The organism is Reichenbachiella sp., assembly GCF_965233835.1.
GTDB lineage: Bacteria > Bacteroidota > Bacteroidia > Cytophagales > Cyclobacteriaceae > Reichenbachiella.
Genome location: NZ_OZ247585.1, coordinates 2851588 through 2873902, shown reverse-complemented (window position 1 = coordinate 2873902; position 22315 = coordinate 2851588). Strand labels below are relative to the sequence as shown.

Genomic DNA, 22315 nt, shown 5'->3' with positions numbered 1-22315 from the left:
ACTACTCGCTGTCTATAAATGACTGAAGATCGTTAAGTAACTCTTCCACTTCTACCTTTTTGAGCTCGTACAGCTCGTCTTGTTTGACATTGTTTTGATAGTGATGCCAAGCCTTTTTGGCTTTCTTCAAAACCCTAGGTGTAATATCAAATTCCTTATGATCCATTAGATCCTGAGCCACAGATGACACCTTGAAGCTTCCAAAAAGGGACAACTTAAAGAGAGCCACATACTTATCGCTTAGGTCAAAACCTTCCAAATGAACCAGTAGTTCCCCCGCAATCTTGGGGTTCTTATCGATAGCTTCCAGTAATGCAACTAGCGCATCACTATTGTCTTCAATCAAGCCCAGAGTTCGAGCGGCCAGTATCTTAGATTCGTCATTCGAATGCTCGAGTAACTTAATCATTTCGCCTACCACTTCGGCTGAATTATTTTGGGCCAAGAGGTCCGAAGCTTTAAAAGCCTGATCATCTAATTCTCCAGATAGTTGTGCTACCAGCGCTGATATATCCATTGTTCAATATTGATTCCCAGCAAAGGTAAATGATGCCGGGGTCAAAGTAGATAAATCATCCACCTTCAATTTTTCATCCTATAGTTTTTAGTTCTGCTTGATATTTTTCCAGGTCTGGATCATTGTTTTCCTTCGCTATTTTTATGGCTTGTTTATATTGTGACTTGGCTAATTTTTTTTGTCCGAGACCTAAATATGTTTGTCCCAGACCTCTATACATTTTGGCCAAATATTTTTCCTCAGGATATTTTGTAATTCCCTGTTCGAAATACTTTTTGGCATCCTCAAAGGCCTCATTCTTTAAATAAAATTGCGCTAAGCGATTTTGCCAATAAGCAGATGCATACCGTTTGGTATCGAGCACTTCCGAAAACTCGTTCATAAATAGATCAAAAGCTTCAAACCTATCTTGTTTCCAAGCCATCCATATCAGTGTATTTTTTGTGCCTTCATCTACTATTGTTGGTAACTGAAAACGTTCTCCTCTTGATTTGAAATAAGACTCCACATAAGGTATTCCACCTAAGGAATAAAATTCATCAATGCTACTAAAAGCCAATGAAGAAAAATTGTGATAGTAGAACTTAAGTCCTTGATACAAAGACACATTAGCCGATGCCTCATGAATTTCATCATTGAACTGGCGATACTCCCAAATGAGATTGTCTGATTTAGTGTTTTTAAGAAATTCAGCAGCTTGATCAGTATAAGAGACCGTATAGATGTCTTTTGTAGAATTAGCCAGGTACAGATACCTACGAGCATTCAAGGAGTCAAATGGCAGGAACATTTCATCATCTATGTAGGCTCCATTGGAAGCTATAGCTCCGTCAAAGACACCTTGCTTGTCCAAGATCAACTCGCAAGCCATGAAGCCTGCGTTTTCCCAGCCAAACAAGATGTTCTCTTGGGTAGTTCTGAAGTTGTTGTTGACATGTGGAACTAACTCCAATTGAACAAAGCTTTTAAACTCATCCCATTGTTTGCTTAGGGTTTGATTTCTACCCGGCCTGTCCATCAAAACCCCTATTACGATCATCTCCGGAAGCAAGTACTCGCCTCTCATAGATTCTTGAATGGCAACACCATTGAAGAAATACCATTGACCATCTAATATGTAAAGTGTAGGGTATTGCTTATCAGTATCTTTATAACTTTTTGGTAGGTAGACCTGAATAACCCTTTCTTCATCCAGAAATTTGGAAGAAATGGTATGTAATTGTCCGATCTGAATGGACTCCTGTGCTACAGCCGATACAGTTACACAAAGAAAAAAAATAAGAATCCTTAAATGATACATGATTTTGAGTTTGTTAGTGCTTATGCAAGATCGACTATTTCCAATATCCGACTTTGCTTTCCCCATACGTTAACATAAGGTTAACAATTATTTAGGCTATCAAATATTTTTAGCTCATCCTTGAATCGATTATCGTAAATCAGCAAGGGAGCCATAAGCTTCTTGATGGCTTTGTCTAGATGAGTAAAGTTAGATTGAGGAATATGTAATGGTATTTTGTACAGCCTCTGGTCTTTCTTATCCCAGGGACACTGAACTTTAGAATTGTATAAAAAAGGTATTAAAGTAGCGTTGCAATTGATCCCAATTCTTGAATAAGTCTCCTCTTTCAGCAAATCGCCTAATGTTGAATTAATGTTTTCAAAGAATTCTATGGTCTTGGCCAAACGAACTCTGGAGCCTGCCCTCGACTTTCCCTTTTTATTCAAGTATTTGATCTGACTCACACCTTGTTTCTTTCTGGTCATGTAAGCAGAAAAAGTGGTGTGATAGGTGTTGGTTTTGCCTTTCATCGTACATATCGCAGCATTGCCGGACTCTATACTCAGATATAAGGTTTGAGTATTTTCATTCAGGATTTCAAGTTGATCATTTAAAGTCAAATGAAGTGGTAATCTGATCTGTCCTATGGTATCACCAGATTGATTCTTTAAGAAAATTACATGCTTCTGATAGTCATAGACACATTCAAACTCATTGTCAATCTGGTGAATAAGATCCGTGATAGGAATGTGAAATAGATTAATCGTGCCTTGCTTCATACTTGTTTAATCAAATAGTCAATTTCAATAGACTACGCTTCTATAAAGCTTACTTCAAAAATGGCACCGCCTGATGGATTGTCTTTAATATCTAAACTTCCTTTATTCTTTTTGATTAGCTCTTGACAAAAACTAAGTCCAACGCCGGATCCTCTTTCTCCCCCCGTTCCAATACCAGAGTCCATCAATTTAGCATCCAAAATTTTTGACTTCATTTCATCATTCACACCTTTACCTGAATCTATTATTTGAATTATTGTACTAGTAGATGTTTGGTCTAGATTTATACTAATCGAACCGTTTTGAGGCGAGAATTTTATAGCATTGTGAACCAAATTTCTAAGAATAATATTGACATGATTTTTATCCAGATTCACCACTATCTCATCTTGCCCTTCTCTCACCGTTTTGATTTGCTTGGATGCTGTCATATCCGCAAACAAGTCAATGATTGAATTAACTTCAGTCACCAAGTCGAATTGAGAGACCACTCGTTTCGAACTACCCAATTGTGACTGCGCCCAAGTCAACAAATTGTTCATATTCTCTTGTAGTACTTTGAATCTGGACCTGATAGTCGCTTGATAATCCATGAATTTCTGACGATCCAAGCTGGTGATAATAGAAGGGTCTAATAAGCTTTGAATAAGTCCTAAAGGAGCCCTTAAATCATGAGCAACAATAGAGAAAAGTTTGTCTTTAGCTAAGTTGGACTCTGTAAGAGCTTTCTCCTTTTCAATTAATTTTTCATTCAGATTTTCCGTTTTATGTAATGCTCTAATCAGCTGGGTTTTGAATTGAATGACAAAATAGTAGATACCGGTATAGGCAACCATCACAATAGCAGCTAGTTTAAAATATCCAGAACCATCCAATTCAACAATGAAATACTTCAGCACCAAAAAAGCAATTAGGTTAAATACAAACAACAGCCATTGACCCAATCCATCTAACAAAATAACAACGGCTATAGCACTAGGTATCAGAAGCAATTCTATTTCATTTGGCCTGTTTTCAATAGCTGCATGAATGGACCCTGCCACTACTGCCAGATGCACACCCCATAAAAAAACATATTCAGCTGATCGGTATTTATGATAATAATTGAGGCCAAGTACTGGTAGTAGAACAACAAGAATAACGAGAAGGTCAATGATTATTCCCTGGTAATTTCCGATGCTTAGGTTGACAGCAATCAAACTTAAACTGAGAAGTATGCATATAAGCGTGAGGCGATTAATGATCCCCAGTTTACATTCCTCATAGATGTTCAGAGAATCAGAACAACCCAAAGAATAGAGATTCCTCAATTTGTAGACAATACCTTTTCTTGCCATCACTAACCTTTTTCTTCTCAAATACCTTTCTGTGGCAGGTGGATAAATCAAAAGTATAGCTAGTTCCTCATAAAACCGAATGTAAAGAACTGAAAAAATGAAAAGAAAAAAGTCAAACCCAAAAGAAGTAGATCTGACTTGATATCATAACAACAACCGAAAATTGTCATTTACCTGCCACGACGATCATGCGCCCTGAACGTGATCCATTAATTGCACTCCAAGCGGAAGTCAATAACAAATCGACTTTTCCATCGCCATTCACATCGCCAATACCAGTTGCGTCAAAACCTAATGTTTCACCCATCACACTTCCCGTAAGGGTACGAAGTTCCCTGCCATCTTTTCCGGAATACACATACACTTTCCCTCCAGATGGAGCAGCAGAAGCATGCTGCCAGGCCCCTATAACTAAATCGTCATATCCATCTCTGTTTGTATCTCCAGCATCGGCTACCCCAATACCAAAACCTTCTCCAGGACCTTCTCCTGTAAAAGTGTACAACTGCTTTCCGTTTTTGCCAGAATAAACATAGGCTCTGCCCGTAGAATTTCCTAATGCAGCATTGGCAAAATCTGAGACATATACGTCTTGTACTCCATCATTATTGACATCGCCAACAACTGACATAAACATTCCACCTAATCTTCTACCCGTGTCATCTGGGTCGATAGTAAATGTCGCCTTTTTCTTCATTCCTTCGTAGACATAGACCTTGCCACCGTTAGATGCACCTGGTGCTCCGATCATCAATATTGACGAGCCTTCTGTAGTTTTTCCAGCTAATGCGGTCCCAAACCCATCACCTATTTCTTCACCGCTCCACTTCTGGAGAATTGAGCCATCCTTCCCAGAATACAAATAGGTGTTTCCAGCATGCTCAATTTTACTGCTATTTAAGGGGCCACCCCAAATTTGATAAGGTTCACCAATGAGCACATCACTATGTCCATCGCCATTCACATCCCCTACACCTCTTACCCCACGGCCGAAAGCACCTCTTTCATCCGAGCCTTGCCATTCATAAATCAAAGAACCGTCGCCTCCTGAAAATACAAATGTCTTGTTTACATAGGGTGCACCAGCCACTACATCTGGTATACCATCTTTATTCACGTCACCCGCAGCTTCTATACTCATTCCCAATTGGCCATTGGCATCTGCTGAAGCATAGGACCAAATCAACTTTCCAGACTGACCAGAATAGACGTACACCTTCCCACTATTTGGCGAAGCTTCGTTGTTCGTTGGTGCAGAAGCGGTAACATCCATCACGCCGTCCCCATCTACATCTCCTATGTTCCTTCCAATCCAACCAAATTGATCGTTCTGGCTTTCTCCACTCCAATCATGTATAATATTCACCCCTTTCTCTACAAACGGATTAGCATAAGCAGCATCAGATGGGAACAATTCTTTGTATCTCGAATCTTTCTTAAGCATCTCTGAGGCAGGGCTCAAGCCGATATTCGTGATATTAAAATTATTTTTATCTTTTAATGAAATTAGGACCGCAAAAGCATCATCCATTTTTGATGCCAATGCGTAAGCTATACCTAGATTGAATTGAGTACTTGAGTTTTGGGGTTGTGTTTCAGCCGCCTTTTGGTAAAATTCAACCGATCTACCATAATCTTTCTTCCGTCTATAGGCCAATCCAAGCATACTCAAGGCTCCTCCGTGATTCGGGTTTGTTTCAAGAACTTTTGTTAAATCATTGATCGCTTCATCAATATTCCCGCCATTCAATTTTTGAAAAGACTCCTGTACTGCTTGAGATGGATCAGACTGCGCATTTAATAAATGAGTTGACCACATTAAGGAGAGTAATACGCTGAAAGTTGCAATTTTTTTCATTTCATCTATTTTGAGTTCTCTTCAAAAATGTCCTTATCTCCTAATTTAAAGGTAAATTCCGATCATACTTAACTCTTCTTTTTTTGCTGCAAAATATAGATTCCTCTCCTAATGGCTATATGCTCTGCGAGACTTAATCAGAATAGTATCTTCAACTCAATTGTTTCTTCTAAGAATTTCATTGTATCAGAAATTTTTTATCAAAAAGGAAGTTTATAAGTAGAACCTTTTTATTTTCGGTAACAAAGAAGGAAGCATGTTTGGGAAAAGAATAGTGGCGTTACAGGCAACGAACTCGTTGTCCGACAGCGGTGATATTAGCTATTGGCTGGTTTTGCTGTTTGTGTTGATTGTCATTATTGGGTCTTATTTCCTATTCAAACTCTACACCAGGCGCACCAAAATCCAAAGACGTGTTTTACAGAGAAAAGTAGAAAAACGTACCTCAGAAATTTCAAAACAAAAAGAAGAATTACAGGAGCAATCAGAAAAACTGCAAAAGGCTTACGAAGAAATCAAGGTCAAAAACATTGCCATTGAAGAAGCCTTTGAGCACTTGACCAACTCCTTCGCAAAGTTATCAGACGTCAACCGAGAAAAGGATGGTATTATCAGTATTGTCGCGCATGATCTAAGAACACCTCTCAATAACATTGAAGGACTTATACAACTGGTCTCCATGGATGGAAACTTGAGTGATGATCAGAAGGACTACATTGCAAAAATTCGTTCTGTAGTACGACATGGAAATGAAATGATTCGAGATCTACTGGATATCAATCAAGCTAAAAACCAGAAACCTGAACTAAAAATTTCGACTCTTGGACTTGGAGAATTCGTGAATGACTGGCAAGCCAACTTCGAAAAATCCCTATCCTCCAAAAAACAAAAATTGAAACTAGATGGGAATTATGAAAACCTTGAGCTCCAAACGGATCAGGGATTACTTTCAAGAATCATGGACAATTTGATGTCTAATGCTATCAAATTTTCTGAGAAAGGCACAAGCATTTTGATTTCGCTTAACCAAGAAGATGAACAACTGGTTCTTAAAATCACCGATGAGGGTCCCGGAATTAGTGAACAAGACCAACAAAAAATGTTCAAACCGTTTACAAGGCTCTCTGCAGTACCTACAGATGGTGAACCATCAAACGGCTTAGGACTTTCAATCATCAAAAGTCTTTGTCAGCAGCTAGGTGGAAAAATCAAGGTAGACAGCGAATTGGGCCAGGGAACGACCTTTATTGTTTCTATTCCAATGAAACTAGAGACAGCTACTGCTTAGCACCTGTGGAATTATCTTCCCATATTTCAAATATTTCATTAAATAAAACTATTTTCATCTCGTTAGTCAGAACTGGAACGCTATTTGTAATAGTGCCTGACGTTTGAACAAATGAATATTATAAACACATTCAAATTATTTCAACCATGACAAAACACATTTTAAATACTACGCCACTTACACTCGCATTACTGGTGGCCTTGATAATTGGTGCGTCTTCTTGTAAGACTAAAAAGAATCTAGCGCAGGTCACTCCAGTTGAGGAGGTTGAACCAGTAGAGGAACAAGTGGCAGAAGAGCTTGAAGAAGTAACTGAGGAAGTAGTGGAAGAAAGAGTTCCAGAAAAAATACTTTCAAAAGAGCAAAAACTAAATAACTATTTCAGAGAGGTTTCAGGTGCAGCTACCACAGATGCCGCCAACGGCAACATAGATCAAGCACTCAATATGTTTAGCAGTCCAGATGCTCCTGTACTGATCGTGATTTACAATGATGGTGCTAATCCTGATTATGATGAGCCTACTACCATCTCCAAATATTTGAACTATCTAAAAGACACCAAAACTAAAGCGGCCACGGTAGAAGAAGTAGTTTACGACAGCGAAGGCCGAATCAAAGAGTTGGTGCTAAAAAAATAATCTTAACTAGAACATAAAGACATGCAATTGATAAAATATACTGCCCTTTCACTGAGCTTATTGTTCGGTGTCAGCGCATTCGCTCAAAACGACATTGACCCCAGAAGGAAGCAGGCTATTGATTCCCTGGCACTGGAGAAGGTAAAAGACCTGAGTAAATACATCAGTATTATTGGAAACAAAGAAACACAGTTTTCTGAAGCTCAGCGAGTAATGGATCGCGCAGAGGAGTTATTTGCTGAAAACAGCGAGATGGGCGTTTCTTCTTTAGAAAGAGAAGAAGTGAATTACTACAAAGTAAGAGAGTACTTTGAGCGACTGATGGCTCTAAACTACGACAAGGTGAAAATCCAATGGTATGACATCCACTATGTGAGTGACTTGGAACAACAACCTGACGGCACCTTCGTGGGAGTAATCACAGTTTACCAGCGCTTTGAAGGAAGTTCTAAAGATGGAACCATGGAGTACAAGGATACGACCAAAAAGGATATTACCATCTTTGTAAAGCGAAAAGAAACACAAATCGCTGGACGAATTATAGAATTTTGGGACGTGATGTTAGGCGACATCAGAGTAACTGAAACATCTGCATGAGAACCCTCCCATTCGCGTTTTTAACCTTATTATCATTTCATGTATCGGTGAGTCAAGGACTCACCGATGACATGAAAGCCACTGAAGATCAACTCAGAGCTTCAACGAAACAAATCAACCAATTCTTCAGACGTTTCAACGGTGAGGAAGATGAAAATGGCAAGCGCTACTATCCTACGCACAAACGGTACAGAGACGCCTCACTCAGGAAGAAATATGTACCCGTCCTGTTCGATACGCAAACCAGTCCAATAGATCAATCGGTAGCCAAAACTTTTATCAAAACCATCACAGACAAGAAGTCTCCCAAATTCTTGGACTTTCACAAGGACGACTGGTTTGTTGAAGTTAGTGCCACTTTCAAATACAAAGGCAGATCAATTAGTGGCACACTGTACATGCAATTGCAACCTCAAGGCAAAGGATATGAATGGGTGATTCAGGATGTGGCATTCAGTGAATTTAGTAAGTATTTCGATAAGGCATCTGGTAAAGACAAACAGTTCCTGCATCCAATGAGTCATGAGTTAGATTTTATGACTTTGCGCAAAGCGCTAGACAAGCAGAAGCATGCCGAACAATATACTTTGGATTCTTACGAGCCAGATTATTTAAGTATATTCTTATTTGAACTGAATCAGGGTAACTTGACCTTTGTTTCTGCCAAAAACACAGCCTTCCACTTTTTCGCTATAGATGGCTATTACTTTTCCATTACCAACTTTAATAGACCTGGTTATAATTCTGGTTGGTTGATTTCAAGTCTGGTTCCATTGGAGAATGAGGACCAAAAACAGCAAATGAAAGATTATATCTATCGCAAGGACTAACCATGAAATACCTTTTTTCTTTTTTACTCTGCTTTACATTCATAGCCGCTCAAGCACAAGTTGCCGAGGACTCTACCCGGTATGACGAAGCTCGCAGCTTGGTGAACTTCTACAAGTATATGCTCAACACAGTAGGTTCTAGCAAGAGCTCTACACGTGACAAAGAGGTAATTATATCGGAGAGTTATAAAAAGGTATTCAAAGATCAATTCGTTCAAATTGAAGATGACTTGGCATTGGACAGGAAAGTAATTACCAACAAGGATGTATCTTCTTACTTGCGCGATGTGGACTTCTTTTTTGACAACATTCAATTCGACTTTCAGGGTATTGAAATTGAAAAAGTTGAGCTTGAAGATGATTCTTACTACTTCCTCGCAAGTTTCGAAAGTACCATCACCGCTGTAACCTTTGATGGGCAAAGTCAAAGCCAATCCAAGAAAAGGTTTATTGAATTGAACCTCGATGAGCAAGCCAGCGACCTAAAAATAGTAAGTGTATATAGCACGAAAGTAAACAGAGAGAAGGAACTACAACTTTGGTGGGAAAGCCTATCCTTTGAATGGGTCACCATTTTTAATCAGCAAGTGGCTTTTGACTCTATCTCTGATTCAGCTTTAAAGAAGTTAGCATCGATAGACAGCCTAGACCTTTCCAGTAATGTTTTCATTCGGGATTTGGAAGCACTTTCTGCACTTAAGGATCTGAAATTTCTGGACATAAGCAATACAAAAATTACAGATTTGAATCCTCTGCGATATGCCAGAAATCTGGAAGCGTTAGACGCTTCCAACACCAAAGTCTCTGATGTATCTGTGCTGCAATATTTCCCAGCATTAAATACCCTAAACCTTTCTCAAACGGATGTCAAAGACATAGAAGAAATTGGTCGATTGGCTAATCTAAGAAAGCTGAATCTTTCAGCTACATCCATTTCAGACTTTGGTCCGATAAAGTCACTAAAGCTTTTACAACACATCAACTTGTCCAACACCAGTTTTGATGATCCTACACTCCTCGCTTCAAATACGGAATTAAAGGAGGTAAACTTATCTCGAACACAAGTGGATCACTTGTTTGTTTTTCAAAGTCTGCCTCAGGTAGAATTATTGGATTTGTCCGAATCACAAATTGTCAATCTTAATGGTCTGGATAAACACCCTGCTTTAAAGGAGTTATATATCAATCAAACTGCGGTTAAATCATTTAAGCCAGTTGGAGACAATCCAAGTCTAAGAAAGATTTATGCCGATCTATCTGGCATTACCGAGCAAGTGGCCTCAGACTTTATGACAGCACATCCCCAAATAGTAGTAGTCACCAATAGTGAGCAAGTAACGAAATGGTGGATAGAACTACCTACCAACTGGAAAAATGTATTTGTAGAGCTGATCGGCCACGACGAGCCCACCAAAGAAGATTTAGCCAAACTGTTGATCATCGATTCTTTGAATGTTGCGAGCAAGAAGCTCTACATCGAAGCTCCCCTTTCTAAATTCAAACGACTCAAATACCTTGATGTCAGTTATAATGATTTCGTGACCTTAGCATTTGCCAAAGAAATGCCCGAATTGGAGACGCTGATTGGTATCAACCTGCCAGTAGAATCTGCAAACGACCTGCAATCAAACAAAGAACTAAAGCATCTCAATCTGAGCCAAACTAAACTTAAAGATGTGAAGAGGTTAGAACAATTGCACAGTCTAGAGCATTTAGATGTAGAAGGCACTTTTATAGAAGAGGCGCAGGTAATAGAACATCTTTCTGCCAATCCTCAGACAGTCGTTATTTATCAATCTGATTCATTGCTTGCCTGGTGGAACAACATTTCTCCTACCTGGCAAACAGTTTTCAACCTACCTGCTTCTGATGCCTACCATTTGCATCAATTGGTTGAACGTCAAGAAATTGAAATCAACAACAAACCCATACTTTCGCTGGCTCCCTTGCAAGCCTTCATCAATCTTAAATCAGTAAGCCTGGATCGATTGAAACTTACTAACCTGAGTGAGCTCTACAGTATAAATAGCCTTGAAAATCTGAGCTATACAAATGGACCGCTTCAAACTCTTGAAGGCATTGATCAATTGAATCAATTGAAATCATTGAATATTTCTAACACCGCTATGGAGGACTTGAAAGACCTGTATTACTTGAGTTCGCTAAAGCATCTCAATTGCTCTCGTACAGGCCTGAAAAACCTAAAAGGCATCGACAAACTGGTGGATTTGGAATCGTTAGATATTAGCAACACAAGAATATGGAGGCTAGATCGACTCGGAAGCATGCGCAGAATCAAAACACTCATCTGCAACAATACGCGAATTAGTCAAAGTAAAATAGATGAGTTTCAGGCCCTTCGACCTGATTGTGAAATCACCTTCTACTAGATCGGTTTTGGATTGGTTTCAATTGCAGGTTGCTAGATTCTAGCCAGTGTTGAAATTCCTCAAGTTCATCAGGCTGAAGTGACCTAATCGCTTTTTGATATTCCTTGGCCAGTAGGCCTTTATCAAAACTAACTTTCTCTAGAATGAGTTTGTAATAGTCTAAAAAGGAAGTTTTCATGTTCGTATTTTTTTAAGGAAGATGTTGTATTCAGTTTCTGTTTTTAACAAGCCGCTAACCCTCGGCGGACTTCGAATTAAACATACCTCTGGCACCTTGGTCAAATGCGTTAACATTATTGGATAGAATTAATATGTGATTGATAAAACTGTTGAATTATTTTGTAATCAATGTAGAATCTGATTTGGCAGAAGTCGAACCCTTCTCAGCTTCCACAGTCTCCACTTGCTGATCGTCGGATAATTTTGTAGACTCTTGTTTTATACAGCTGATGAGTGCCAACAACATTGTCATCCATGCAAAACCAGAAATTAGAAATTTCATCCATTTTGATTTGTACATTATTCCTCCTTTCTCCTTTGTTTCAAAAAAAGTGCTTTGCTCGGAGAGCTAGAGGCATGTACCTCAAGCCACTTAAATCCAAGCAAATTATTGAATCAGGTATTAATTAATGGCTATTGTTTTAACCGGTCTCTTCCTGGCTTCTTCTTTTTTAGGTATTAATAACCTCAAAATTCCATCTTGATATTTAGCTTCAATGCTATCTATCTCAACCGTATTCGGTAAATAAAAGGATCTTTTGAAGGAGCCATAATCAAACTCCTTTCGGGTAAACTTCATATTGCCATTCATCTGGGTCTCGTCTGCAGCAGCATCCGACTGAATGGTGAGCATATCATTGTCCAGCTCAAGATGAAAATCCTCCTTTTTCATTCCCGGGACTGCTACCTCTACCCGAAAATCATCATTGGTTTCTACAATATTTACCCTTGGGACCGAACCACCTTGATCAGTCCATCCAGACCAGTCAAAAAGATCTTTAGTCAAAAAATCATCAAAGAATGAAGATGATGTAGGAATGTAATTGCTTCTTTTCACTAAGTTCATTTTTTCAAATTTTAATAGTTAAACAATTCAACAAAAATTCGGTTAAACCGCAATCCCGATTACAGGACCGGGACCATCAAAACTTAACGCTACAAACCGAGCGAGTCGCGACTAATTGAAATTATTCAATCAGCCTCAAATACGAAAAAAGTGAGGTATTTTGTTTCAGGGGAATGCATTGATTTCACAATTTTTAACTTCTGTTAACTTTTGGTCAGGGAATGATTATCACTTTCCCTTGCGCTCTGGATGTTTCCAAATATTTGATAGCCTCAGCGGCCTCATCTAATGAATAAGTTCGGTCAATCACAGTGGATAGGTCATGGCTTTCCATCAGATCTGCAATGGTTTGTAAATCCTTTTGATTGGCCTTAAAGTCTACCATTTTGATGTGCTTACCTCCTAACAATCCAGCACCAATCAAATGAGCCATACCACCAAATCCAACTACCGCACAATTTCCGTTTTTGGTCAAAAGACCTTTATATTCCGAGAGAGAAAGATTGCCCACAGCATCAAAAATCAGGTCAAATTTCCTTTGCTGATCAGCAATGTTTTGCTCTGTATAATCCAACACATCTTCAGCACCGCATTCTTTTACCAGGCTCACATTCCTCGTACTACTAACTCCAGTCACATTCGCTCCATAATACTTAGCCAGTTGTACGGCAAAAGTACCTACACCACCGGAAGCGCCATTAATCAATACTTCTGCACCGGGAGAGATACTACCAAACTTACGTAAGCCGTGATAGGCCGTGAGTGCCGCCACAGGCACACCGGCTGCTTCTTCAAAATTGATGTTATCAGGTTTGAGGACTAATGCCTCTTCCGGCACACAGACATATTCCGCCAAGGCACCATAGCCATAATTGAATATATCTCCGAAGACAGCATCCCCTACTTTCAAATGGCTCGCTTGTTCGCCTACCTGTTCCACCACGCCTGCTACATCTGCTCCTAAAGTCTGAAAATTTTTGTTGGGTTTAAACACGCCTGTCATAGCTCGCATAAAATAAGGCGTGCCTCGCATGACATGCCAGTCCAAAGGATTAATAGCTGCCGCCTTAACTTTGATCAATACTTCATGATCTGCTGGAGTTGGTTTTTCTACCTCAGTTACATAAATCTCTTCCGGTCCTCCATAGCGATCTATTTTTACTACTCTCATCTTTAGTCTGTTAAAGCTTCGCAATTAAAACCGAACGTTTGAGCAATATCAATCACATCAGCTTCCGAAAGACGGTCTGAAGCTTCTACTCTCAATACCTTGTCGATATCCTGAAGGTCTACGTTCCAATCCTTGATGTAGGGATGTTGATTAAACACCCATGCGAATTGATCCATGCGCTTGCGGGTTTTAATGTTTGTTCTAAATACTAATACTTCCATGGCGTTAAATTTCAAGGAAGTGAAAGGCTTCGTACACAAAGAATACCGGCCACACAATCGCTTTGAAGAATCCTCCTACGCCCAACCAAAACCCAGCGGCAGTAGATATGAAGTAATAAGCTGCGCCAAAGAATCCCAGCACGTAAAAACAGCTTCCCCTTGATGTTGATGATTTAAATTTTTCTTTCATTGGTTTATGTTTTCTGTTGTCAATCTGTTATTTAAAAGGATCGTCCAAAAATTCTAATCTGGAATCTCCTGTAGTTTCGTAGGAGGTGTAAATGAATTTGTTTTCCTCCCCTATGAGATGACTAGCATCTAGTTTAATGGACATAGAGTCCACTTGGAATTTTTTTAGTGTGACGTAGGCATTTTCGGCCTTGACCCCGTTCAATACTGGCGTGATCACCTTAGCTGTTACCTCAAGTGCGCTATCGCCTTTTATAAAGAAATGAAGCGTATCATTTCTATTTTCTAATTGAGGCAAATACCTGTTTTGTGGATCAAAAGCTACTTCTACTTGGTAGGTTCTGCCCTGGCGAACCTGTACATTCCAATTCCCTGAGAAATGAATGATTTTAAACGCTTCCACAGGTACTGCTGTGAGCTGAGTTTCAGCGGCTTGTTTGGCATTGATGGCTTGTACATCTCCACGTAGCACCATCAGACTACTCACAAAAAGTGCCAGGAGAATGCCCGCAGTAGTGATCAATATTTTCTTACTTGTTTGCATGGTTTATATAGTTTTAGGTTAGGCCTTTTCGGTTGATTTTACATGTTGCTGGTAGTACTTGGCAATGTCGTCTATAGATAAATGAAGCAAGTCCATAGCTCTAAACAATCGTGGTAATTCATTATTGATAAAGTCTTCTTTTCTCAGGGCATTGGTTTTTACATTCCCGTCTTCCGCTACGAAATAGCCTATCCCTCGTTTGTTGTAGATAATGCCCTTCTCTTGTAGATAGGTGAATGTACGCATGACCGTATTGGGATTTACTTCGATGCTTACAGCCATTTCCCTTACTGATGGAATCCGATCGCCTGGCTTCCACTTCTCTAGGAGAATGTTTTCACAAAAGTGATCAGCAATTTGCAGGTATATGGCTTGATCGTCTCGAAACTCCATCTTACACCTCCCTGTCTTTCAATCCCAAATAAGTCACCACCCAGCAAAATGGAGCCAATAACCACCAAAATGCCCATTGCGCCAATAACCAAATCTTATATATGGGCTTATCCACATACGGATTATTGTCAGATAAGCACTCCTGATCATCCTGCATCAAATCCCCCATGATAAAGTAGAAGGTTGTCCCTGCTACTATCGCCACCAAAATCACGGTGAATATGGTTTTGGGAAACACATAACCGTTGAAATGCGACGCACCTACTAAAAACAAGCCCTGCAACACGAAGTAGTACTGCATAACTGAAAGGGCAAAATCACTGAGCGGGTCAAAATCCTCAAATCGCATATTGGCATCAATCATTGTCCCAATTGGATTTGCTACAAAAACGGTATATAGATAGTAGGTAAAACTGAAAAACACGATCCAACCCACAGAGGTCAACAGCCACATGGAAAGAAACTTCTCAAAAGTGGAAGTCGGCAAAGTGAGGTAATTACTACTTTTCAATGAATGACTTAAATCATTAAATGCCAATGAACTAAGGACAAACCCTCCAATAATTAATGTAAAAGCATAGCCACGTGTATGCTCGAAGAAAACCATGCTGTCTTCTACGATAATGGACATCAATAAGCCAACAAAGAAGAGCATGCCGAATGTGATTTCGAAGGCAATGAAAATGCCTCTAAAACTTCTAAACAGCTCAAGCTTAAGCAACTTCAAAAACCTATGGATATTAAAATAATGGCTCATTTATCTACCGTTTGATTTTTGAAAATTTCTTGCACCTTCTCCTTGTTGTTCACCACCGCATTGAACAGCGTCTCCAGATTCATATTGGACTCTACACCACTTGTGTTTTCTTCTACCACAGTGTATCCGCTAAAAGTAGACTCAGCATAAACCACTCGATCGTGCTCAGGTAGTTCTTTTACTTTGTTGATCGTCAATCGCTTTGAGATTTGTTGGAAGTCCTCAAAGAAGACGATTTGACCTTCGTCCAAAATGATGATCGGATCGATCAAATTCTCCATATCTCGAGCCTGATGGGTAGAAATGATAAAGCTTCGCTCTTCATGTATCGCGCTAGCCACCACTTTCCGAAATTGACTTTTTGACGGAATGTCCAACCCATTGGTCGGTTCATCCAGAATCAGCAACTGGCAATCTGTGGCCAATCCGAATGACAGTAAAAACTTCTTCTTCTGTCCGTAAGACAGTGAAGTCAGCTTTTCGTCTGTGGGCAAGCTGAATTCATTCAAATACTCTCGAAGTAGCTCATGGTTGAATCTGGGGTAAAACGGGCTGTACAAGTCCACAAACCTTTTCATGCCAATGGCCGGCACTTCAAACTCCTCCGTCACCAAATAGATTTCGCTAAGAAACTCTGGTCGACGATCTCTTGGGGTTAAACCACCAACATGAAGACTTCCCTCCTTAGGAAACAACAAGCCAGCAATGAGTTTGAGCAGACTGGACTTCCCTGCTCCATTTTTGCCCAGCAGGCCATAGATATTTCCCAGCGGTAGGGAAACATTCAGGTTCTTAAACAGCTGAGGTTTGGAGGAATATCCAAAAGAAACATTTTCAATTTGCACCATACTTTTCTGAAGTAAATTAGTGTACTATCATACTAATACACCTCAAATGTAAATAAGGTTTCGGTTCATATGAAATAATTGTTAAAAGATTTAAGAATTGCTTCTGAGACCGCTTGTTTAATGCACTTTATTCTGGCATATTAGAGGAATAAACTCCATTATGGGGTATGTACAAATATTGACAATATGGATCCGTTATTATGGAAATAAAATTTGACTTTGATATGGATGATTGGATGGAGTTTCAAAAACTCTATATTCAAAACTCTCACCAACACAAAAGAGCCAGATTAATATCAACTTTAATTGTACCTGGCTTTTTTATTGTTTTTTTAACATCTTATTATACAAATGGAGGTTCAGGAATTTTACTTCCAATAAATTTTGGTCTAATATCTATAGCGTGGATTTTATTCTATCCTAAACACATGTTAAATAGAACCATGGACAATGCGCGAAAAATTCTTGAAAACGGTGATAACTCAGGCACTCTTGGGATACATAATTTAGTTTTTAGCGATGAAGGAATACTGAACCAGAATCGGAACAAAAATTTAAGTGGTCTGGAATTAAGAAAATTGAAGAAACCATAGATTATTACTTTTTATACAATACCGCGGTATCTGCGATAATTATCCCTAAAAAGAAAATTGAAAACGATCTCGAAGAACTTGACAAAATACTAAAAACAAACATTGCCTAATATCAACTATCCCTCTTTGGTGATTACCGATATGATTTAGTCCGGTGGTTTCTAATAACAGCGTCAAATTTAAGATATTTCTAAATTGTAGCTGAAATAAGATGTCCGTCAAAAAACAAAGAAAATAGTTGATCGCTTTCAATATCTCTTCAAACATCCAATGACCTTCAAAAACCTCCACAACAATCTAGAACGGTTAACCACCAAACCAAGAATCATCACGCTATTCATCCTAGCTCATTTGGTGCTTTTGATGATGATGCTATTTACCTTTCCTCGCATCAATGCCCAGCTGGGTACCGAAGCTTTTGATCTGAAGGCGATGGGGTATTCTGTAGAGGAAGCGACGGTCATGATTAATAAGCTAGATCAAGCTACTGTCGATCTCTATTTGTTTCCGCAGTTGTTCTTGTTGGACCTCTTTTACCCTCTACTTCTGGGACTGCTTTTGAGCGCTTTGATTATTCGATTGTCTCATTTGATAAAGCTCCCTTCTGGACACATTCTCTCCAATCTGTATCTTCTGCCCTTCCTGGCCATGCTACTCGACTATGGCGAGAATATTTTGATCGCAAAAATGATCACAAATTCAAACCATGTCTCTGAGACCATCATTAAAACCGCCAGTCTATTTACACAAATAAAAAGTGGAACGACTACGTTGTGCTGGTTAGTAGTGGTCGTATACTTTGTGGTGTGGTTGGTGAGGAAGAAAAGAAGATGATTTATTTTTTATATTAGTAATTATTAAACCTATAAGGTTTTTAAAACCTTATAGGTTTAAGAGCAATCCTCAATACCATTGATATTCGATATTGGCAACCAAATCAAAAGCAGGTTGTTCTATCCATGGAGCCATGCTGCCTTTGCGGCTATAATTGGTTTCATCCGTTTTCGTCTTCTTGATACCAAACCAAGTTTGAGGAAATTCTCTCTCTTTACACTGCTTTTGTTGAGACTTGGTGAGCTTTTGCTTAACCATCTCACCATTTTCATCTAAATAAACCATCAAGTTGTTGTTCCAAATATCAGAATCAGGTAATCTCCATGGCAGACTATTGGCTTCAAACTCTGCTGCCAATTGCGCTCCCTTTTTATCCATAATCCACTCAAAAACAAGAAAGAAATCTTCGGCAAGGCTGATCTCATACGAACTAAAATCAATAGATACCCATCCTTTTTTTATACTTGACCGAAGTATTACACTTTTATTCAGTAAGTCCTTTGAGGGGAGGTTATCCTGACCAATCGACATAATTCTACAGCGAATATTAAAACTGTCCAGATCATTTTTGAAAATGTGAAGGTTTACTTTTTTAATATCAATCACTGTTTCTGGCATTTCAATTTTAGTAGCCCAGGCACTACCCCCATCGGAACTTGCCAAAGCTTCTCCCCAATTGTTAAAGACACCTGGTGACGTAAGCCCGATAACATCAGACTTCACTTGATCAGATGGAGTAATTTGTATCTCCCTAAGCATGGCTACATCTTCTTTTAGGAGAATTAAATTTTCATCCAAATGGAGTGTATCAATTTTTAGTTCAAACTTGCTAAAACCGATGGCAGAAAATGTAATGTTGTCGTTGATCATATTCGCTGGTACTATGAGTCGAAAAGACCCATCTTCATAACCACAGGTGCCTACACTAGTATTCACAATACCAATATTTGCAAAGGCTATCGGTTGGTGGTCTTCTACATTTACAACTTTTCCCGTCAAAAGAAATTGGGCATTACCCGTCAGGGCAGCCAGCATGAGCATGCTAGCAAATAATAATTTTGAGTACATGAGTATTAAGTATTTTGAGTTTTGACAATTAGACTAAAGACAACAAAAATCAAAAAAGTGACCGCTGTCTTCAGTCGGTATTTATGATGTGCAGATGCATTTATCCCGACAGAGGTTGCACGACACCCCTGTCAGGCAACTTTCTTATTCTACTTTCAAACCTTCTACAGGATTGGTTTCAAACACCTTTTTTACTTGTGTGCTGATTACGGAAAAAAGAATGAGAAGTAGAATACCAATGGAAATGACCACTTCCACTATACCTACAGGCATAGGGTATTCATACAGCAGATCCAGGAGAGAAACCACCAATTGGTAACTGAGGGGCACACCAACCAAAAGGGCTAGAACAATCAAAATCAAATACTGTTTGGTCACTTGACGGGCAATACTGCTATACCCTGCGCCTAAGGCTTTACGAATACTAAATTCTCGTACTCGGCCGGATACATTGAGTGACACCAATCCGTAAAACCCAAGACTAGCTAGTAGCACAGCAACCAAAGCTACGGCTCGCATAAAGTCCCCTTGTTTTCCCTCTTCTTCGTAGTATGTCATACCCCAAACATCTGCTTGATGACCACCCTGAAAGGGAGTATCTGGAAACAATCCAGCCCACTGTTCGCGGAGTTGATCATACATCTCATATTCAGTTCCAGGTTTTACCTTCAAGGTAAGATACTGGTAGGTTGAAGGATCGGCAAGGCTAAAAAAGGTCGGCCTGATTTTGTCATAGAAACTATAAATATGAAAGTTTTCAACCACTCCAATGATGCTGTATCTCACACTGTCGATTTTGAATGATTCTCCGATTGGATCTTTGAAACCAAAGTTTTGGACTAATAGCTCGTTGACTACCACTGCATTTTGATCGCCCTGATGGTTAGGCTCAAAAAACCTACCTTCCACTAATTCTATACCCAGCGTCCCAAAGTACTCAGGAGACACACCTACCCTACGGGTTTCGTACTTTCGCTCAGGTGTGTGAACTACAGGGTAATCTACTTGATGGCCCAGATGATGTTCGGAACCACAAAGTGCTGTAACATTGGAATTTTGTTGAAATGCACCGTAGAGTTCCTGGTAGGAAGTTGGATCAGGCAGCTGCATATATACTACTTGATCTTTGTTATACCCCCATCCCCTGTTTTTTTGAAATGCTGTGTTTTGTGTAAAAACCACCGCGGCTGTGATCAAAACACAGACTAAGATAAGTTGAATACAGAGAAATACTTTCGTGAGCAAATTCTTCTTTCCAAACCTCATCGTTCCTTTTAGTATACTTACCGCTTGAAATTTGGCAATATAGAAAGCTGGATATATGCCTGATACAATTCCAGTAGTCAGGGCAACCAGAGTCAAATACACCCACAGTTGAAAATCAGTTAAGTCAATACTCAGGTCTATGTCAGCTAAGTTTACAAACCATGGTAAAAACACTGTGGTAGCAAGGAATACCCCCATGACCGTAGCTAACAGTGTCACCAATACATTTTCAGTAAGAAACTGGATCACAGTAGAGGATCGGCTTGCCCCTATGGTCTTACGGACTGCGATCTCCTTGAGTCTTTTAGCAGCGGAGACAATGGCTATATTAATGTAGTTGAAACAGCTCAACACAAGCATGAATAATCCCAATATGGGCATAGTGATACGACCCGCCGCATCATAATTGTAAGTAATCGACTCTGAAATATACTCCGAGTGCTCAAATAGAGTAGACAGCTGTTCGAACTGAAAAGCATTGATTTTCCAATCATTGTGAGTATCATTGACCAGATCACGGTAAACATTCATACCAGCGGAAATCGTATGAATATCCTCAGGATCTGATACTTGTACGAATGTAGCATCCAGTAATTTGTACCAATCATTGAAGGCCACATCAGGATGTGAAAATCCGAAATTTTCAAAATTGATTAGAAAATCAAATTCAATCTGATGGGCACTCGGAAAAGCCTGACCTACCCCTGTCACCTTAAAAGACTTTTTTATATTCTCGTCGAACTTCAAGACGATATCATATCCAATTGGGTTGACGTCGCCAAAATATTTTTCAGACATCTCTTCACTGATAATGACACTATTTAAGTCTTTAAGTGTACTTGGATCACCCCATTTGAGAGGAAAAGTAAACATGGTCAGAAAGTCAGGGTCCGTATAGCGTACCTGCTCGTGAAACACCTTATTTTCATACTTTACCACTACGTTCCGGTCTTCTATCCGGCAGGTGGCTTTTACCTGTGGATAGTCTATTTTTAGTGCTTCTGCCAACAAGACTGGGCTTTTGCCATATTGGAGGGTTTCCCCTTCCTTATCTACAAAGTAGGTCACCAGAAAGACTTCATTTTTGTTTTCATGATGCTGATCTATACTAAATTCATAATCCATGAATGCATAGACTATCAGACAAATACCAATGGCTACAGATAAGCCAAATACATTGATGAAAGAACTGAGTGGGTTCCTCATCATACTTCTCATGGAAGTTTTGAAATAATTTTTGAACATGATTAATTGGTTAAATTTTGAGTGAGTTTGACTATTTTTTTTCCAGGCATACGACCTGCAGCAACGGAATACATCCAGGGTGTATTGAAATCTGGCATAGCGAAGATTTCTTTCTTCTAATCGATCGTAGAAAAATTCTTCCAGGTCGCCATGTAATTCTTCGAAACGATCCTTCCGGCAATACCATTTAAAGAAACGATAGGGCCACTTCGGTATGTTCACATCACGTGGCATGTTTAAACCATTTGCCATTTGAATACAACCTCTGGAATCCGACTACGAAGCTTGTTACGCAATTCCAATGATTCGTCAAGGGCTTTTTTCCCTATAGGCGTAATCGAAAATATACGCTTGCGTTTGCCACCTCTTTTAGATTCTGCTTCGCCAAGTGCTGACTTAAGCATCCCTTTTTCCTCTAGTCGATATAAGGACTTGTGAACTGCACTCACGTTAACCGAGCGCTTAGACTGCTCAGCAATTTCCTTGGTAATGGCCACAGCATAAGCCTCTTCATACAGCACCCCTACTGTGAGTAGCACTAGTTCTTCAAATTCTCCGAGATGTAGTCTTTCCATTGCTATTAAATTTACATTTGTCAGCAATA

At 39.4% G+C, this 22315-nt stretch carries 26 protein-coding genes; 8 read left to right on the top strand and 18 right to left on the bottom strand.

Translation table 11 applies throughout. The annotated features are described in order from the left end of the window. Position 1: 1 nt before the first annotated feature. The 5 genes from ACO6S2_RS12170 to ACO6S2_RS12150 form a co-directional block, all read right to left on the bottom strand. Positions 2-517 carry a HEAT repeat domain-containing protein gene (locus ACO6S2_RS12170; RefSeq protein ID WP_422358826.1) on the bottom strand — a complete coding sequence of 172 codons (516 nt, stop codon included), beginning with the start codon at positions 515-517 and terminating at the stop codon, positions 2-4. 73 nt (positions 518-590) lie between these two features. Then, positions 591-1817 carry an alpha/beta hydrolase-fold protein gene (locus tag ACO6S2_RS12165; protein WP_422358825.1) on the bottom strand — a complete coding sequence of 409 codons (1227 nt, stop codon included), beginning with the start codon at positions 1815-1817 and terminating at the stop codon, positions 591-593. A gap of 80 nt (positions 1818-1897) precedes the next feature. Next, complete coding sequence (locus ACO6S2_RS12160; protein WP_422358824.1) at positions 1898-2578, bottom strand: hypothetical protein; 681 nt, start codon at positions 2576-2578, stop codon at positions 1898-1900. A gap of 32 nt (positions 2579-2610) precedes the next feature. Continuing rightward, complete coding sequence (locus tag ACO6S2_RS12155; protein ID WP_422358823.1) at positions 2611-3915, bottom strand: sensor histidine kinase; 1305 nt, start codon at positions 3913-3915, stop codon at positions 2611-2613. Between the two features lie 166 nt (positions 3916-4081). After that, a complete protein-coding gene (locus ACO6S2_RS12150) occupies positions 4082-5773 on the bottom strand; it encodes an FG-GAP-like repeat-containing protein (RefSeq protein ID WP_422358822.1) in 1692 nt (563 codons plus the stop codon). Positions 5774-6029: 256 nt separating this feature from the next. On the opposite strand from ACO6S2_RS12150, the gene ACO6S2_RS12145 reads away from it, so the two are divergent. The 5 genes from ACO6S2_RS12145 (at position 6030) to ACO6S2_RS12125 (ending at position 11516) form a co-directional block, all read left to right on the top strand. Beyond that, on the top strand, positions 6030-7061 hold the full coding sequence (locus tag ACO6S2_RS12145; RefSeq protein WP_422358821.1) for a sensor histidine kinase: 1032 nt from the start codon (positions 6030-6032) through the stop codon (positions 7059-7061). 146 nt (positions 7062-7207) lie between these two features. Then, positions 7208-7699, top strand: a complete 492-nt coding sequence (locus tag ACO6S2_RS12140) for a nucleoid-structuring protein H-NS (RefSeq protein ID WP_422358820.1) — start codon at positions 7208-7210, stop codon at positions 7697-7699. A 21-nt stretch (positions 7700-7720) separates the two neighbouring features. Next, complete coding sequence (locus ACO6S2_RS12135; RefSeq protein WP_422358819.1) at positions 7721-8296, top strand: hypothetical protein; 576 nt, start codon at positions 7721-7723, stop codon at positions 8294-8296. Beyond that, positions 8293-9126, top strand: a complete 834-nt coding sequence (locus ACO6S2_RS12130; RefSeq protein WP_422358818.1) for a hypothetical protein — start codon at positions 8293-8295, stop codon at positions 9124-9126. Before ACO6S2_RS12135 ends, ACO6S2_RS12130 begins: the two co-directional genes overlap by 4 nt. Positions 9127-9128: 2 nt before the next feature. Further along, the gene (locus ACO6S2_RS12125; protein ID WP_422358817.1) at positions 9129-11516 is read left to right on the top strand and encodes a leucine-rich repeat domain-containing protein; all 2388 of its coding nucleotides are present in this window, start codon (positions 9129-9131) and stop codon (positions 11514-11516) included. Here the strand turns inward: ACO6S2_RS12125 and ACO6S2_RS12120 are convergent. The 10 genes from ACO6S2_RS12120 to ACO6S2_RS12075 form a co-directional block, all read right to left on the bottom strand. Beyond that, positions 11503-11694 carry a hypothetical protein gene (locus ACO6S2_RS12120; RefSeq protein WP_422358816.1) on the bottom strand — a complete coding sequence of 64 codons (192 nt, stop codon included), beginning with the start codon at positions 11692-11694 and terminating at the stop codon, positions 11503-11505. The two genes, ACO6S2_RS12125 and ACO6S2_RS12120, sit on opposite strands and share 14 nt — an antisense overlap. 156 nt (positions 11695-11850) lie before the next feature. After that, entirely contained in the window at positions 11851-12018 is a 168-nt protein-coding gene (locus tag ACO6S2_RS12115) for a hypothetical protein (RefSeq protein WP_422358815.1), read from the bottom strand. A 120-nt stretch (positions 12019-12138) separates the two neighbouring features. Beyond that, positions 12139-12582, bottom strand: a complete 444-nt coding sequence (locus ACO6S2_RS12110) for an Hsp20/alpha crystallin family protein (RefSeq protein WP_422358814.1) — start codon at positions 12580-12582, stop codon at positions 12139-12141. A gap of 214 nt (positions 12583-12796) precedes the next feature. Then, positions 12797-13753, bottom strand: coding sequence for an NAD(P)-dependent alcohol dehydrogenase (locus tag ACO6S2_RS12105; RefSeq protein WP_422358813.1), 957 nt, complete (start codon positions 13751-13753; stop codon positions 12797-12799). A 2-nt stretch (positions 13754-13755) separates the two neighbouring features. Further along, positions 13756-13974, bottom strand: a complete 219-nt coding sequence (locus ACO6S2_RS12100; RefSeq protein WP_422358812.1) for a hypothetical protein — start codon at positions 13972-13974, stop codon at positions 13756-13758. Positions 13975-13978: 4 nt separating this feature from the next. Further along, entirely contained in the window at positions 13979-14164 is a 186-nt protein-coding gene (locus tag ACO6S2_RS12095; RefSeq protein ID WP_422358811.1) for a hypothetical protein, read from the bottom strand. Positions 14165-14191: 27 nt separating this feature from the next. Continuing rightward, the gene (locus tag ACO6S2_RS12090; RefSeq protein ID WP_422358810.1) at positions 14192-14707 is read right to left on the bottom strand and encodes a hypothetical protein; all 516 of its coding nucleotides are present in this window, start codon (positions 14705-14707) and stop codon (positions 14192-14194) included. An 18-nt stretch (positions 14708-14725) separates the two neighbouring features. After that, the gene (locus ACO6S2_RS12085; RefSeq protein ID WP_422358809.1) at positions 14726-15100 is read right to left on the bottom strand and encodes a GntR family transcriptional regulator; all 375 of its coding nucleotides are present in this window, start codon (positions 15098-15100) and stop codon (positions 14726-14728) included. Position 15101: 1 nt separating this feature from the next. Beyond that, the gene (locus tag ACO6S2_RS12080; protein ID WP_422358808.1) at positions 15102-15857 is read right to left on the bottom strand and encodes a hypothetical protein; all 756 of its coding nucleotides are present in this window, start codon (positions 15855-15857) and stop codon (positions 15102-15104) included. Beyond that, complete coding sequence (locus tag ACO6S2_RS12075; RefSeq protein WP_422358807.1) at positions 15854-16705, bottom strand: ATP-binding cassette domain-containing protein; 852 nt, start codon at positions 16703-16705, stop codon at positions 15854-15856. Before ACO6S2_RS12075 ends, ACO6S2_RS12080 begins: the two co-directional genes overlap by 4 nt. A 200-nt stretch (positions 16706-16905) precedes the next feature. Between ACO6S2_RS12075 and ACO6S2_RS12070 the strand changes: the two genes are divergently transcribed. From ACO6S2_RS12070 to ACO6S2_RS12060, 3 genes are all read left to right on the top strand, one after another. Next, positions 16906-17298: a hypothetical protein gene (locus tag ACO6S2_RS12070; protein ID WP_422358806.1), complete on the top strand. Its 393-nt coding sequence runs from the start codon at positions 16906-16908 to the stop codon at positions 17296-17298. After that, on the top strand, positions 17274-17408 hold the full coding sequence (locus ACO6S2_RS12065; RefSeq protein WP_422362445.1) for a YcxB family protein: 135 nt from the start codon (positions 17274-17276) through the stop codon (positions 17406-17408). Before ACO6S2_RS12070 ends, ACO6S2_RS12065 begins: the two co-directional genes overlap by 25 nt. 160 nt (positions 17409-17568) lie before the next feature. Next, entirely contained in the window at positions 17569-18132 is a 564-nt protein-coding gene (locus tag ACO6S2_RS12060) for a hypothetical protein (protein ID WP_422358805.1), read from the top strand. Between the two features lie 69 nt (positions 18133-18201). On the opposite strand, the gene ACO6S2_RS12055 is transcribed toward ACO6S2_RS12060, so the two are convergent. The 3 genes from ACO6S2_RS12055 to ACO6S2_RS12045 all read right to left on the bottom strand — a co-directional run bounded on the left by ACO6S2_RS12055 (position 18202) and on the right by ACO6S2_RS12045 (position 22286). Then, positions 18202-19200 (bottom strand): carboxypeptidase-like regulatory domain-containing protein, encoded by a 999-nt coding sequence (locus tag ACO6S2_RS12055; protein ID WP_422358804.1) that lies wholly within the window; start codon positions 19198-19200, stop codon positions 18202-18204. 144 nt (positions 19201-19344) lie between these two features. After that, positions 19345-21945: an ABC transporter permease gene (locus ACO6S2_RS12050; protein WP_422358803.1), complete on the bottom strand. Its 2601-nt coding sequence runs from the start codon at positions 21943-21945 to the stop codon at positions 19345-19347. 2 nt (positions 21946-21947) lie between these two features. Beyond that, positions 21948-22286 carry a PadR family transcriptional regulator gene (locus tag ACO6S2_RS12045; RefSeq protein WP_422358802.1) on the bottom strand — a complete coding sequence of 113 codons (339 nt, stop codon included), beginning with the start codon at positions 22284-22286 and terminating at the stop codon, positions 21948-21950. Between the last annotated feature and the right edge of the window lie 29 nt (positions 22287-22315).